The organism is Herbaspirillum seropedicae (genome assembly GCF_001040945.1).
GTDB lineage: Bacteria > Pseudomonadota > Gammaproteobacteria > Burkholderiales > Burkholderiaceae_D > Herbaspirillum > Herbaspirillum seropedicae.
Map to the genome: position 1 here is coordinate 2,880,613 of NZ_CP011930.1, position 12,783 is coordinate 2,893,395.

The 12,783-nt window shown below is 66.1% G+C and carries 14 protein-coding genes; 7 read left to right on the top strand and 7 right to left on the bottom strand.

Going from position 1 to position 12,783, the window contains the following annotated elements; genetic code table 11:
- The first annotated feature begins 120 nt into the window (after nucleotides 1-120).
- Both ACP92_RS12600 and ACP92_RS12605 read left to right on the top strand, forming a co-directional pair.
- Nucleotides 121-840 carry a response regulator transcription factor gene (locus ACP92_RS12600; RefSeq protein WP_013234505.1) on the top strand — a complete coding sequence of 240 codons (720 nt, stop codon included), beginning with the start codon at nucleotides 121-123 and terminating at the stop codon, nucleotides 838-840.
- Nucleotides 840-2,246 (top strand): sensor histidine kinase, encoded by a 1,407-nt coding sequence (locus ACP92_RS12605; RefSeq protein ID WP_013234506.1) that lies wholly within the window; start codon nucleotides 840-842, stop codon nucleotides 2,244-2,246. The genes ACP92_RS12600 and ACP92_RS12605 overlap by 1 nt, the downstream gene beginning before the upstream one ends.
- Nucleotides 2,247-2,253: 7 nt before the next feature.
- Here ACP92_RS12605 and ACP92_RS12610 read toward each other — a convergent pair whose 3' ends face one another.
- Nucleotides 2,254-2,691 carry a hypothetical protein gene (locus ACP92_RS12610; protein ID WP_041310770.1) on the bottom strand — a complete coding sequence of 146 codons (438 nt, stop codon included), beginning with the start codon at nucleotides 2,689-2,691 and terminating at the stop codon, nucleotides 2,254-2,256.
- A 31-nt stretch (nucleotides 2,692-2,722) separates the two neighbouring features.
- On the bottom strand, nucleotides 2,723-3,910 hold the full coding sequence (locus ACP92_RS12615) for a methyltransferase (protein WP_013234507.1): 1,188 nt from the start codon (nucleotides 3,908-3,910) through the stop codon (nucleotides 2,723-2,725).
- A 214-nt stretch (nucleotides 3,911-4,124) separates the two neighbouring features.
- Between ACP92_RS12615 and ACP92_RS12620 the strand changes: the two genes are divergently transcribed.
- Nucleotides 4,125-4,412 carry a hypothetical protein gene (locus ACP92_RS12620; RefSeq protein WP_041310772.1) on the top strand — a complete coding sequence of 96 codons (288 nt, stop codon included), beginning with the start codon at nucleotides 4,125-4,127 and terminating at the stop codon, nucleotides 4,410-4,412.
- Between the two features lie 91 nt (nucleotides 4,413-4,503).
- Here the strand turns inward: ACP92_RS12620 and ACP92_RS12625 are convergent, their stop codons facing one another.
- From ACP92_RS12625 to ACP92_RS12635, 3 genes are all read right to left on the bottom strand, one after another.
- Nucleotides 4,504-5,382 carry a pirin family protein gene (locus ACP92_RS12625; protein WP_013234509.1) on the bottom strand — a complete coding sequence of 293 codons (879 nt, stop codon included), beginning with the start codon at nucleotides 5,380-5,382 and terminating at the stop codon, nucleotides 4,504-4,506.
- Between the two features lie 93 nt (nucleotides 5,383-5,475).
- Nucleotides 5,476-6,339: a pirin family protein gene (locus tag ACP92_RS12630; RefSeq protein ID WP_085943900.1), complete on the bottom strand. Its 864-nt coding sequence runs from the start codon at nucleotides 6,337-6,339 to the stop codon at nucleotides 5,476-5,478.
- Between the two features lie 75 nt (nucleotides 6,340-6,414).
- Entirely contained in the window at nucleotides 6,415-6,810 is a 396-nt protein-coding gene (locus ACP92_RS12635) for a DoxX family protein (RefSeq protein WP_013234511.1), read from the bottom strand.
- A 253-nt stretch (nucleotides 6,811-7,063) separates the two neighbouring features.
- Here ACP92_RS12635 and ACP92_RS12640 point away from each other — a divergent pair, with 253 nt between their 5' ends.
- Nucleotides 7,064-7,993 carry a LysR family transcriptional regulator gene (locus ACP92_RS12640; RefSeq protein WP_013234512.1) on the top strand — a complete coding sequence of 310 codons (930 nt, stop codon included), beginning with the start codon at nucleotides 7,064-7,066 and terminating at the stop codon, nucleotides 7,991-7,993.
- Here ACP92_RS12640 and ACP92_RS12645 read toward each other — a convergent pair.
- Nucleotides 7,969-9,000 carry a GlxA family transcriptional regulator gene (locus tag ACP92_RS12645; RefSeq protein WP_013234513.1) on the bottom strand — a complete coding sequence of 344 codons (1,032 nt, stop codon included), beginning with the start codon at nucleotides 8,998-9,000 and terminating at the stop codon, nucleotides 7,969-7,971. The genes ACP92_RS12640 and ACP92_RS12645 overlap by 25 nt on opposite strands.
- A 31-nt stretch (nucleotides 9,001-9,031) precedes the next feature.
- Nucleotides 9,032-10,285, bottom strand: a complete 1,254-nt coding sequence (locus ACP92_RS12650) for an MFS transporter (RefSeq protein ID WP_013234514.1) — start codon at nucleotides 10,283-10,285, stop codon at nucleotides 9,032-9,034.
- A gap of 121 nt (nucleotides 10,286-10,406) precedes the next feature.
- Here ACP92_RS12650 and ACP92_RS12655 point away from each other — a divergent pair, with 121 nt between their 5' ends.
- The 3 genes from ACP92_RS12655 (at nucleotide 10,407) to ACP92_RS12665 (ending at nucleotide 12,770) form a co-directional block, all read left to right on the top strand.
- Nucleotides 10,407-10,937 carry an isochorismatase family protein gene (locus ACP92_RS12655; RefSeq protein WP_013234515.1) on the top strand — a complete coding sequence of 177 codons (531 nt, stop codon included), beginning with the start codon at nucleotides 10,407-10,409 and terminating at the stop codon, nucleotides 10,935-10,937.
- Between the two features lie 236 nt (nucleotides 10,938-11,173).
- Nucleotides 11,174-11,941: a fumarate/nitrate reduction transcriptional regulator Fnr gene (gene fnr / locus ACP92_RS12660; RefSeq protein WP_013234516.1), complete on the top strand. Its 768-nt coding sequence runs from the start codon at nucleotides 11,174-11,176 to the stop codon at nucleotides 11,939-11,941.
- Nucleotides 11,942-11,996: 55 nt separating this feature from the next.
- A complete protein-coding gene (locus ACP92_RS12665; protein WP_013234517.1) occupies nucleotides 11,997-12,770 on the top strand; it encodes a phosphatase PAP2 family protein in 774 nt (257 codons plus the stop codon).
- Nucleotides 12,771-12,783: the final 13 nt, after the last annotated feature.

Below are 12,783 nucleotides of genomic sequence, written 5' to 3' on the forward strand. Positions count from 1 at the left end.
AAGCTGTAACGAATCTGACTAAACACTGACGCTTGTTTTTCCCTGACGGTTAGGGCATACAATGGCGCCTGCCCAAGCAGCGCCCACAGCTGCGGCATCGCAACAACAACGGAGATCCCCATGCGCATCCTGCTGGTCGAAGACACTGCCGACGTGGCCGAGGCCATCGTCACCCACCTCAACCGCATCGGCCATACCGTGGAATGGGAAAGCAATGGGGCACACGCCAGCCGCCGCCTCTCTGAATCCTATGACCTGCTGATCCTGGACGTGATGCTGCCGCAGCAGGACGGTTTCAGCCTGCTGCAGCAACTGCGTACGCGCGGACACCATACGCCGGTGCTGATGCTGACCGCCTGCGCCGAAGTCGAGGAGCGGGTCCGCGCCCTGGACCTGGGCGCGGACGATTACCTGGTCAAGCCCTTCGATTTCCGCGAACTCGACGCCCGCATCCGCGTACTGCTGCGCCGCAGCGGCGGCGAATCGACCAACCTGCTGCACTGCGCCAACCTGTCGATCGACCGCAAGAGCCGCAGCGCCACCCTGGACGGCCAGCCCATCGAGCTGACCCGGCGCGAGGTGACGCTGCTGGAAATCATCGCCGCCCGTCCCGGCCGCATCTTCAACAAGGATGAATTGATGGACCGGCTCTTCACGGTCGATGACAACCCCAGCGCCAACAGCGTGGAGCAATACGTGGCGCGCCTGCGCAAGAAGCTGGCGGCGGCCGCCTTTGAAATCCGCACCCTGCGCGGACTGGGCTACCAGCTGGTGCTGCATGCCCCGGCCGAGCCCGGGGCCGGTGCAGGCACTGCCGCCCACACCAGCCCGCTGCACTGATGCAGGGCCGTACGCAACACGTCATCGCCGGGCGTTCGCTCTACACCCGCCTGGTCATCCGGGTGGGCGCGGTGCTGCTGGTGAGCGCGGCGGCGCTGCTGATCGCCATCTGGATTTCCACCCAGTTCGCCGCACGCGAAGCCTATGACCGCATCCTGGCCGGCAGCGCCTTGCAGATCGCGGAAAACACCTGGTACGACCATGGCGAGGTCAATGTCGATGTGCCCCTGGCGGCGCTGTCCATGCTGGGCACCGGCGACCATGCCATCTATGCGGTGTTCGATCCGCGTGGCCGGGTCATCGCCGGCGACGCCGAATTCCGCCCCGAGATTCCCTGGCAGGAGCTGGAACAGGGACCGCTGCTGCGCGACGGCCAATACCTGGGCACGCCGGTGCGCATGGCCATCATCGGCCGCCGCATGCCGGTCGAGGGTCCTCATCCCTGGGCCGTGATCGTGCTGGCGCAGACCAATAACGCCCGCATGTCTTTCGCCCAGAGCCTGGGCAGCCGGGCGCTGGTGGTGATCGTGGCCATGAGCGTGCTCACGCTGGTGGCGGCGATGTTTACGCTCTACCAGGCGCTGGCCCCGTTAAAACGTATCGAAGCGGCCATCCGCGAACGCGATCTCAACGACCTCTCGCCGCTGGTGCTGACCGTGCCGGCGGAAACGCATGCACTGGTCTCGGCCATCAATGCCTTCATGCAGCGGCTGGCGGTGCATCGCTCGACCATGCGCCGTGTCATCGGCGACGCCGCCCATCAATTGCGCACGCCCGTGACCGCGCTGGTGGCCCAGATGGAATTGCTGGCCACGGAAGACAACGAGGAAAAGCGCCAGCGCCACCTCACGCTCTTGCGTGAGCGCACCCGCAACCTGGGCGCGCTGGTGAACCAGTTGATCAACCACGCCATGGTCCAGCATCGCAATGACAGCAGCCTGCAGGCGCGTATCGACCTGGGCGAACTGGTGCGTTCGCAGATGACGGAAGTGCTCTCCAACCGCAGCCGCACGCCCCACGATCTGTCACTGGACGTGCCGCCGCTGCCCTGCCTGATCCGGGGTGACGCCATCAGTCTGGGCGAGGCGATCAAGAACATCCTCGACAACGCCCTGCAATATGGCGCGCCCGGCCTGTTGCAGGTCAGGCTGGAAAGCGACGGCCAGCGCCACTGGTTGCGCTTCATCGACGATGGTCCGGGCATTCCGGCGGCCGACTGGGAACGCCTGCGCAAGCCCTTCTCGCCACGCGGCGAGCAGCGCATGGGGGCGAGCCTGGGGCTGTCCATCGTCGAAGAAGTCATGCGCGCCCACGGCGGCGAACTGCGCTTTGCCTACCTGCCGGTAGGCCACTTCGCGGTAGTGCTGGATTTCCCGGCCTGGCAAGCGCCGGCCGAGGTGGTCTGAAGCAGGACTACTTCCATTCCAGGATGGCGCTGCGGCGATCCAGCCAATGCACCTTGATACCGCCCGGCGCGACCTTGCGCCCGGCGCAGGCGCTGGCGGCCAGGGCAAAGGGGGCGTCGTAGTAGCGTCCGCTGGCCGAAGAGCGCAGCGGCGTCTGCGGCGCATTGCGGGCGATCCAGTCCGCCGCATTGGTGCGCAGGAAGATCATGCAGGCGCCGCCGCTGGTCTCGGCCACCTGGCAGGTGCAGCTGTTGCCGCTGGTGGTGATGGGTTCGCTGGGCGCTGCATCGCGGTTGAAGGTGTCCGGCACCGGAACGGGCACCGGTACCGGCACGGCCTGCTGATGCGTACCGTAATGGCCGCCGAGGTCGCGCGTGGTGACCTGGGCGGCGGCCGGCAGCGCGAGCGCACACAGGAGGATGGCAAACAGGCGGGACGATGTCATGAGCGGCTCCGGGACGGACGGGGATCTCTGGTCAGGCCTGGGCGCGCAAGCGCCACAGGGTGGTGGTTTCCTTGCTGCGGGCGGCATGCAGGGGATCGTCGCGATCGACGGCCTTGCCGTGGCGCGGCTTGATGTCATGCCGTCCCGCCACCACCAGGCCGGCCTTGGCGATGGCCTCGGCCAGCATGCCGGGCGCGCGCAGGCCCAGGTGTTCAGCAAAGTCGGACATGATCAGCCAGCCCTCCCCCTGCGGCGTGAGATGCTGCGCCAGACCGTTGAGGAAACCCAGCAGCATGCGGCTGTCCGGGTCATAGACCGCATGTTCGATGGGCGAGCTGGGACGCGCCGGCAGCCATGGCGGATTGCACACCACCAGCGGCGCCCGTCCCTCGGGGAAGAGATCGGCCTCTTGCAACTGCACCTGCTGATGCAGGCCCAGCTGCTGCAGGTTCTGCCGGGCGCAGGCCAGTGCGCGCGGGTCCATGTCGGTAGCCACGATCTTGCGTACGCCGCGTTGCGCCAGCACCGCCGAGAGCACGCCGCTGCCCACGCCGATATCGAAGGCCAGTTCCGTGGACGGCAAGGCGGCCTGGGCCACCAGATCCACATATTCGCCGCGCACCGGCGAGAACACGCCATACCAGGGATGGATGCGCGCACCCAGCGCACCGATCTCGACGCCCTTCTTGCGCCATTCATGCGCACCGATCAGGCCTTGCAGTTCCCGCAGCGAGACGGCAAAGGCGGTATCGGCGAGCTCCGGCCCATAGGCTTCGCGGCAGGCCGCCTGGACATCCGGTGCACGCCGCAGCGGCACCACGAAGCCGGGCTCGACCGGAATGAGCAGCATGCCCAGGATGCGGGCGCGCTGGGCCTGCATCTGGCGATGCTGATGGAAGGCCTGGGCCGCCGCACCTGCCCCGGCAGCGACGCCCGCAGCGGGCTTGTCCTTGGCCTTGGCCAGGGCGCGTTCACGCGCCTTGTCGATGCGCCGGCCCAGCGCTTGCAGCAACTGGCGGGCGTTCTGGAAGTCGCCCCGCCAGAGCAGGCCGCAACCTTCGCAGGCAAGCTTGTAGGCGGTATCGGCGGCGATCTGGTCATCGGCCTCCTGTACCCGCTTGGGAGGCGGATTGCCGGCCTCGGAATGCCAGCGCAGCTGCTGTTGGGTGGAGCCAGTCTGCCAGGTGAGCCAGGCCAGGGAATCGTCGTGTGGAGTCATGAATCAGGATCAGCAATGGCGGCACAGGGTGCGCCGCGCGCAAAAACAGCCGCCAGTGTAACAAAGCACGGGCGGCTGCCGGCGCTGGAACTTAGTGCGTCCCTCTGCAACCAAACAGGAGAACTTGATGCCGGGCAAACCCCGACCGCTTTTTTTGCCGCACCGGCGCCAATGCGCCTATGATGGACGCCGGTCAATCACCGAAGGAGAATCTATGAGCGAGCCTGCGCAAACCCCGCGTTTCGACCACCAGCGCCTGCTGGACATGGTCGGCCAGTTCGAGACCGAACTGGAAAAGCTGCCCGCCGGCAGTGCCGAAGCCGAACAACTGCGCGAAGACATCGCCCGCCTGCGGCAGCACCTGAGCCATGCCCAACCACACGAGGAATCGGTGCGCGACTCCTGGCACGCCCTGCGCCGCGCTGCCGACAGCATCGAAAACCAGGTCCTGCGGGACAGCCCCTACATCACCGAAATGGGCCGTATCATCGGTCTGCTCTGAGCGCCGCAGCCAGCGACATAGCAGAAACAGCAAAAACGCCTGCCGCATTATTGCGGCAGGCGTTTTTCCTTCTAGCCGACGTAGGGACCGTTCAATGCGTGGGCAGCGGAATCCATTCGCTCTCACCCGGGATATCGGGGAAGACCGACTTGTCGCGTGCATTCCAGGCCTGCTTGGCCGCCTCGATCTTGTCCCGCGAGGTCGAGACGAAGTTCCACCAGACGAAGCGCGGGCCATCCAGTGGCGCGCCGCCCAGGATCATGAAAACGGTCTCGCCCTCGGCCTGCAAGGTCACCGCCGCACCTGGCTCCAGGATGGCCAGGGTGCCCGCTTCCAGCCGCTCGCCATCCAGGCTCACCTCGCCACGCACCACGTAGACGGCGCGCTCCTGCACCTCGGCGGCGATCTCCAGCGTAGCGCCATCCGTGGTGCTGCCGGCCACATACAGCGTGGGGCTGGCGGTCTGCACCGGTGAGCTCACGCCAAAGGCCGAGCCGGCCAGCACATGCAGGCGCGCACCGCCGACCACGGTATCGGGCATCTCGTCGGCCGCATAGTGGTGGAACAGCGGTGCACCGTCCTCCTGGTCGGCCGGCAGGGCCACCCACATCTGCAGGCCATGCACCGGCACCTTCTGCTCGCGGATATCGTCGGGAATGCGCTCGGAATGGACGATGCCGCGTCCTGCCGCCATCCAGTTCACCGCACCGGGGGTGATGCGCTGGACCACCCCCAGGCTGTCACGGTGCATCATCGCGCCGGAAAACAGGTAGGTGACGGTGGCCAGGCCGATGTGAGGATGCGGGCGCACATCGCCTTCGGTGGTGCCGGCGTCGAATTCCACCGGTCCCATGTGATCGAAGAAGACGAAGGGGCCGACGGTGCGGGCAGCGGCTGCCGGCAGCAGGCGACGCACGGGGAAGCCGATGTCACGGGTCAGGCCGTGGATCTTGTGGCGGATGTTGCTCATGGTGTTCTCCTGGTGAGGCGGGACGTCAGGGAGACGCCCGCCTGGATTCAAGTGCGCGGCAGCGCTGAAGGTCTCGGAAATGCGCAGGCATTTTCAGAAGCGGCCTGCGCGGAAATCATCGATGGCCTGCTCGACCTGCTCGCGGGTGTTCATCACGAACGGTCCCCACTGCGTAATGGGCTCATTGAGCGGCTTGCCGGCGATGAGCAGGAAGCGGCTGGCCTGCTCGGCGCGCACCGTCACGCCAGCCGAACCTGGAACATTGGACAGCACGGCCATGCGGCCCGCCTCGGCCGGACGGGTTTCGCCATCGGCCGCTCCCACTGCCAGGGCGCCTTCATACACGTAGAGGAAAGCGTTGTGCGTGGCCGGGATCGGCAGCGCCAGCGTGGTGCCCGCTTCCAGCGCCAGGTCCAGGTAGAGCGGCTCGGTGGTCGCGCGGCGGATCGCACCGTCGGTGCCAAAGGCGCTGCCGGCCAGCACGCGTACCCGCACGCCCGGTTGCGGCGAGGTTTCCGGGATACCGGCTGCCGGGATGTCCTGGTAGCCCGGCTCGGTCATCTTGTCCTTGCCGGCCAGGTTGACCCAGAGCTGGAAGCCGCTCATGAGGCCGTTTTCCTGCTCCGGCAGTTCCGAATGCACCAGCCCGCGTCCTGCGGTCATCCATTGCATGCCGCCCGGTTCCAGCAGGCCTTCGTTGCCGGCGTTGTCGCGATGGCGCATGCGCCCGGCCAGCATGTAGGTCACAGTCTCGAAGCCACGGTGCGGATGGTCGGGGAAACCGGCCAGGTAATCGCTGGGTTCGTCGGAATGGAAAGCGTCCAGCATCAGGAAGGGGTCCAGACGGCGCTGCAGGTCGTGGGTCAGCACGCGGGTGAGGCTCACGCCAGCGCCATCCTGGGTGGGGATGCCGTTGACCAGGCGTTCGATCTGGCGGGTATAGAGGGGGGTGCTCATGCTCATTCTCCTTGCTGGCTCCCGCCTCATGGGCGGGAGCGGTGGATTCGGTGGATAGTAACTGCCGTGGTCAGATCAGCGGGCCTGCTCAGGCTGGGCTTCCGGGTCGATCGAGGAAACCAGCAGCAAGGCGCCGATCAGGGCCACGTTCTTCAGGAAGTGGATCATCTGGCCCTGGGCGGCGGCGCCTTCCAGCGTCCAGAAATGGTGGGCCGAGAGGGTTGCGCCCACCGTAAAGAGGGCGATCACCAGCGAGACCGGACGCACGCCCCGGCCGGTCATCAGCAGCAGGCCGCCGCCGACCTCGACCAGGATGGTGGCCAGCACCGCCAGGGTCGGCAGCGGCAGGCCGAGGCTGCCGAAGTAGCCCACGGTGCCGGCAAAGCCGATGATCTTGAAGATGCCGGAAATGACGAACAGCGAAGCCAGCAGGACGCGGCCGATACGGTAGGTGGAGTAGTGGGTGATCATGGTGAGCCTCTCAATGTTGGGTGTGAATGTCTTGGTAAGTGTTCTTGTTCATCTGCCTTGCCATGTATTGATGTGTTGCATGGCCCCCGGCTTCATGTTTGCGCGCTTGCATTTGCGTTTTGCTGCAGCCAGTGACGACAGAATAGGCAAGTTTCTTCCAACATAAAACTGATTATCTTTTTATAATCATGATCTGATTTTTAGATATAGTTTCATTTTCCCCCTCCACTTCCTCCCCCTGCGGGCCCATCCCATGAATATCGAGCGTCTTTCCCTGGATCAGTTGCGGGTCTTCGTGCAAGTGGCCGACAGCGGCAGTTTCCTGGCGGCGGCCCGCAAGCTGGCGCGGGCGCAATCGGCGGTCAGCTATGCCATTGCCTCGCTGGAAGAGCAGTTGGGGCTGTTGCTGTTCGACCGCAGCGGCTACCGGCCGCAGCTCACCGCGCCCGGCGAGGCGCTGCTGGCCGACGCCCGCCAGGTGCTGGACCATGTGGATTCGCTGCAGGTCAGGGCCAGTTCCTATGCGCGCGGGCAGGAACTGGAGATGGCGCTGGCGGTGGACGTGTTCTTTCCGCTGGATTGCCTGGTGGACTTGCTGCAACGCTTTCGCGCTGCGTTCCCGGCGGTGACGGTGCGGCTGGAGGTGGAAGCCTTGGGTGCGGTGGCCGAGCGGGTCATCGATGGCCGCGCCATGCTGGGTATCCTGGGCACCTTGCCGACCACGCCGCCCAACCTGATGCGCATCACCCTGCCCAGCGTACGGCTGGTGGCGGTGGTGGCTCCGCATCATCCACTGGCCAAGGTCAAGGGCAGGATCGCCGAGAAGATGCTGCTGCAGCAGACCCAGCTGGTGCTCAGCGACCGTAGCGAACTGACGGCGCGGCAGGATTTCTCGGTGCATTCGCGCCTGACCTGGCGCATGAGCGACCTGGGCACCAAGCACGCGCTGCTGCGCGCCGGCATGGGCTGGGGCAACATGCCCCTGCATGTGGTCAAGGAAGACCTCGCCGCGGGCCGCCTGGTGAGCATCAGCACCATCCATCACCCGCCGCAGGGCGCCGAGTTACCGATACAGTGCGTCTACAAGCCGGATCATCGCGCCGGACCGGCGCTGTCGTGGTGGCTGGATGCGCTGGCCAACCTGGGCTCGCTGGAAGCTCAGCCGGCGGCAGGTTCTGCCTGAGCCATGCTCAAGGCCGCCGGGGTCGCCGCAAAGCGCTCCCGGTATTGGCCCGGGCTCACTCCCAGCTGGCGCAGGAATACCCGCCGCAGGTTCTGTTCCTCCCCATAGCCGGCCTGGCTGGCGATGCGCTTCAAGGGCAACCGGGTTTCCTCCAGGGCGCGGCGCGCCGCTTCCAGTCGCATCAGTTCCACGGTGCGCGCCGGGGTGCGGCCGGTCTCGGCCACATACAGGCGGGCAAAGGTGCGCGGGCTCATGCCGGCCCGGTGCGCCAGGTTCTCTACGTGCAGGTCATCGGCCAGGTGAGCGGCGATCCAGGCGTGCAGCTCGGCAAAACGCCCTGCCCCGGTCGACTGGGTCGCCAGCGGCGTACTGAACTGCGACTGCCCACCAGGACGCTTGATGAACATCACCAGCTGGCGCGCCGTGGCGATGGCGCTAGCGTGGCCCAGGTCTTGTTCCACCAGCGCCAGCGCAAGATCGATGCCGGCCGTGACGCCCGCCGAGGTCCAGATGCGCCCCTGGCGGATATAGATCGGGTCGGCATCCACCTGCAGGGCGGGATATCGACGCTGCAACTCCTGCGCCCAGTCCCAGTGGGTCGTCACGCGCAAGCCATCCAGCACCCCGGCCTCGGCCAGGTGGAAGGCGCCGGTGCAGACTGAACAGATCCGCACCGCCGCCTGCGCGTGCTGACGTATCCAGGCCACCAGCGCGGCATCCAGCGGGAACTGGTCGCCGCTGCTGCCGCCCGGGGAGATCAGCGTATGCAAGTCCGGCGTGGCTTGCAGCAGCCTGTCCATCTCCTGCAGCGATTGCGTGCCCACCGGCAGTCCGGCGCTGGTGAGGATGGTCCCGCCCTGGGCCGAGACCACGTGCAGGCGATAGACTTCGCGGCCCTGCAGGCGATTGGTGGTGGCCAGCACCTGCATGGGGCCGGACAGGTCAAGCAGGTTCATGCCTGCATAGGCAAGAAAAACGACGCGCCGTGGCGGGTGGAGCGGATTCATGGGATGGGCGAAAGAAGATCAGGCAAGGATGTTAGCGCAGCCCGGCTGGCGGCAGCGTGGCGGCGCGCCGCTGCCCCCTCATCCAGTGCAGCGTGGCCAGGGCCGACAGCAGCAGCACCGGCAGGATGGCCAGGTTGAGCGTCTGCCAGCCAAAGCGCGCCAGCAAGGGGCCGGCCCCGAGCGTGGCCAGCGCCGTGGCGGCATAGCGCAGCAGTTCCGAGAAGCCCTGGGTCTTGGCCCGCTCCGAGGGCGCATAGGACTGCGCCAGCAGCGTGGTGCCACCGACGAACATGAAATTCCAGCCCACTCCCAGCAGCAGCAAGGCCAGGTAGAAGGCTGGCAGGGTCGTCGAGAGCATCGCCACCACGGCGCAACCCAGGTTCATCGCCAGCCCGGCCAGCAGCACCGGGCCCAGGCCCACGCGCTGCACCAGCCGCCCGGCAAAGAAGGAGGGCGCGTACATGCCCATCAGGTGCCACTGGATGATGGCGGCGCCGTCATCGATGCCATGATGGCAGGCCACTGCCGCCAAGGGCGCTGCGGTCATGATGAACATCATCACCATGGAACCGGCCACGTTGTTGGCCACCGACGCCAGGAAGACCGGGGTGCGCACGATCTGCCCCAGCGCACGCGCCGGGGCGCCATCGCTCTCTGTGCGCACCGCCGCCACCGGCTGGTCGCGATAGAACAGCAGCAAGGCCAGCACCGACAGCAAGCCCATGGCCGCCACCACCAGGTAGGCCCCGGCAAAGAGCGCCGTCGGAATCCAGTCCTTGCTCCACGCCGCCAGCGCCGGGCCCACCAGGGCGGCGATGACACCGCCGGCCAGAACCGTGGCAATGGCGCGGCTCTTGGCCGCCTCCGGCACGGCGTCGGCGGCGGCCAGGCGGTAATACTGGGCAAATGCCTGGAACACCCCCACCAGCGCCGTGCCGGCGCAGAAGCTCCAGAAGTGGCCCTGCCACACCGACCACACCGACACCAGCCCACCCACGCAGCAGCTGGCCGCGCCCAGCACGAAGGACCAGCGCCGCCCGAGGCGCTGGATCAGGAAGGCGGCAAACCAGGTCACCACTGCCCCGGCCACGGTGATCAGGGCAAAGGGCAAGGTCGCCAAGGACTTGTCCGGGGCCAGTTGCCAGCCGGTCAATGCGGTCAGGGTCAGGTCGATCGAGATGGCGCAGGTGAACAAGCCCTGGCAGAGCGCCAGCACGCGAGCATTGCGCGCGCCGGAAGCGTCCGGCGCACTGGCCGGGAGGGCGGTGGAGGTGGCGGTGGTCATGCGATTTGCTCCGGACGGTCTTTGATGGAAAAATTGTCGGAGCACGCCCATTTGGCGTCAATGACACAACACCTTCAATTCCTGCCAATCCGGCAGCCCAGCAGCCCAGCCAAGAGGCCCCATGCTCATCGATGCCCGCCAATCCGTCCTGCTGATCGTCGACCTCCAGCAGAAGCTGCTGCCCGCCATCCATGAAGGGCCGCAAGTCCTGGCCGAGGCCGTGCGCATGGCCAGGATTGCCCGCCTGCTCGGGCTGCCCGTGCTGGCCACCGAGCAGATGCCGGACAAGCTCGGCCCCAATCATCCCGACATCGCCGGCCTGTGCGAGAGCACCCTGGCCAAGCAGCACTTCGACGCCTGCGCCGATGGGCTGGCGGCGACCTTGCCGCCACAGACGCGGCAGATCATCGTCAGCGGCTGCGAGGCGCATATCTGCGTGCTGCAGACCGCGTTGTCGCTCCTGCAAGCCGGCTACCAGGTCTATCCCCTGCTGCAGGCCTGCGGTTCGCGCCGCCCGGCCGACCGCGACGCTGCCTTCGCGCGACTGCGCGGCGCCGGTGCGGTGCCGGTGACACTGGAGATGGTGGCCTATGAATGGCTGGGACAAAGCAGCCATCCGCAATTCAGGGAGGTGTTGAAACTGGTCAAATAGACCATTTTTCCCGGTTGTCAGGAAGACATTCTCACGTAACTGAAAAGTACCTATCTACGTAAACCGATGAAAGTTTCACTCTCCGTCCCGCTCAATACGTCAAATTGGCGGGAATTGTGGTAAAACTAGACAAAAAATATGCAGCGCAGCCGCATGAGATTGTGGTGCAAGCACAAATCATCACGCCAAGCCCTGGCCAGCCGACGCCGCCACAACAAAGAGGAACTCCAACCGTTATGTCCAGCCTACCCGCTTCCACCCACAAGCATTCGCCTCCCCCGGTCAACCTGCATGCGCTGCGCGCCAGCTGTTCGGCCTGCAGCATGCACCAGCTGTGCCTGCCCATGGGCCTGGACCAGGGCGACATGCAGCGGTTGGAACAGGTCATCAACCGCCGCCGCAAGGTCAAGCGCGATGAGACCCTGTATCGCCTCAATGACAAGTTCGACATGCTCTACGCCATCCGCCTGGGCCATTTCAAGACCTTCCAGCACAATCCCAACGGCGGCCAGCAGATCACGGGTTTCCAGATGGCCGGCGAACTGCTGGGCATGGACGCCATCGGCGCCGGTCACCACCTGTGCGAGGCAGTGGCGCTGGAAGACAGCGAAGTGTGCGAGATCCCCTTTGCCAGCCTGGAAGACCTGTTCCGCGACATGCCCACGCTGCTGCGCCAGTTCCATCGCATGATGAGCCTGGAAATCTCGCGCGAGCAACGCGTCATGCTGACCCTGGGCAGCATGACGGCGCAACAGAAGATGGCGGCCTTCCTGCTCAATCTCTCCAGCCGCTACATGAGCCGCGGCTATTCCTCGACCCGCTTCCAGCTGCGCATGACGCGCGAGGAAATCGGCAACTACCTGGGCCTGGCGGTGGAAAGCGTGAGCCGCCTGCTGACCAACTTCAAGAAGTCCGGCGTGATCGAGGTCAACCACCGCGACGTCGAGCTGTGCGACCTGCCAACCCTGCGCGCGGTGGCGCTGGGCAACGATCCCTGCGCCTGAGTCGGGACTGCACCGGCCTTGCCGCCTGGCCCCCCAGAGACGTTAGAATGGGCGGATGACAGAACGACATCTCTCCGCCCCCCGCTCTCCTGGCGCCTTCAAGCGCTTCCTGCACGCCCGCCTGGCGCGTGATCACCATCTGGGCCTGCCGCTGAGCACGGGTCTGTTGGCCGTGCTTGCCACGGCCCTGCTGTTTGCGCTCATCGCCTACGAAGTCCATACCCACGGCGCCCTCACGCGCCTGGATCAGCAACTGGCCGACTGGTTCAACCAGCGCGCCTTCTCGCCCCTGACCGAACTGGTGCTGGGCTATACCCATCTGCACGGCACCATCGGTGTGCTGGTGATGGGCGGGCTGCTGTTGCGCCACATGGTGCGCGCGCGCCAGTGGCCCTGGGTGATCGACCTGCTGCTGGTGTTGCCGGGCGGCATGCTGCTGAACTACCTGCTCAAGCACCTGTTTGCACGGCTGCGCCCCAGTTTCGAGGATCCGCTGCTGGTGCTGCACAGCTACAGTTTCCCCAGCGGCCATACCATCGGCGCGACCTTGCTCTACACCATGCTGGCGGCCTATGTACTGAATCAGCCCGCACTCTCGGAGGCCCTCAGCCGACGCCTGGGCGGCAGCCAGCGCGGCGTGCAACTGGCCGTCATCGGCGCGGCCCTGCTGATGGTGGCGCTGACGGCCTTTAGCCGCGTCTATCTGGGCGCGCATTTCCTCAGCGATGTGCTGGGGGCGATGCTGCTGGGAACGGCCTGGTTCGCGCTCTGGACCACGGTGGTTTTCACGCTGCAGCGGCACTATTACGGCGGCACGCGCTCCAACTGACTTTGCCACTCTC

Coding starts and splice junctions, on each gene's coding strand:
- ACP92_RS12600 (WP_013234505.1), top strand. CDS start 121: ATGCGCATCCTGCTGGTCGAAGACACTGCCGACGTGGCCGAGGCCATC.
- ACP92_RS12605 (WP_013234506.1), top strand. CDS start 840: ATGCAGGGCCGTACGCAACACGTCATCGCCGGGCGTTCGCTCTACACC.
- ACP92_RS12610 (WP_041310770.1), bottom strand. CDS start 2,691: ATGACATCGTCCCGCCTGTTTGCCATCCTCCTGTGTGCGCTCGCGCTG.
- ACP92_RS12615 (WP_013234507.1), bottom strand. CDS start 3,910: ATGACTCCACACGACGATTCCCTGGCCTGGCTCACCTGGCAGACTGGC.
- ACP92_RS12620 (WP_041310772.1), top strand. CDS start 4,125: ATGAGCGAGCCTGCGCAAACCCCGCGTTTCGACCACCAGCGCCTGCTG.
- ACP92_RS12625 (WP_013234509.1), bottom strand. CDS start 5,382: ATGAGCAACATCCGCCACAAGATCCACGGCCTGACCCGTGACATCGGC.
- ACP92_RS12630 (WP_085943900.1), bottom strand. CDS start 6,339: ATGAGCACCCCCCTCTATACCCGCCAGATCGAACGCCTGGTCAACGGC.
- ACP92_RS12635 (WP_013234511.1), bottom strand. CDS start 6,810: ATGATCACCCACTACTCCACCTACCGTATCGGCCGCGTCCTGCTGGCT.
- ACP92_RS12640 (WP_013234512.1), top strand. CDS start 7,064: ATGAATATCGAGCGTCTTTCCCTGGATCAGTTGCGGGTCTTCGTGCAA.
- ACP92_RS12645 (WP_013234513.1), bottom strand. CDS start 9,000: ATGAATCCGCTCCACCCGCCACGGCGCGTCGTTTTTCTTGCCTATGCA.
- ACP92_RS12650 (WP_013234514.1), bottom strand. CDS start 10,285: ATGACCACCGCCACCTCCACCGCCCTCCCGGCCAGTGCGCCGGACGCT.
- ACP92_RS12655 (WP_013234515.1), top strand. CDS start 10,407: ATGCTCATCGATGCCCGCCAATCCGTCCTGCTGATCGTCGACCTCCAG.
- fnr (WP_013234516.1), top strand. CDS start 11,174: ATGTCCAGCCTACCCGCTTCCACCCACAAGCATTCGCCTCCCCCGGTC.
- ACP92_RS12665 (WP_013234517.1), top strand. CDS start 11,997: ATGACAGAACGACATCTCTCCGCCCCCCGCTCTCCTGGCGCCTTCAAG.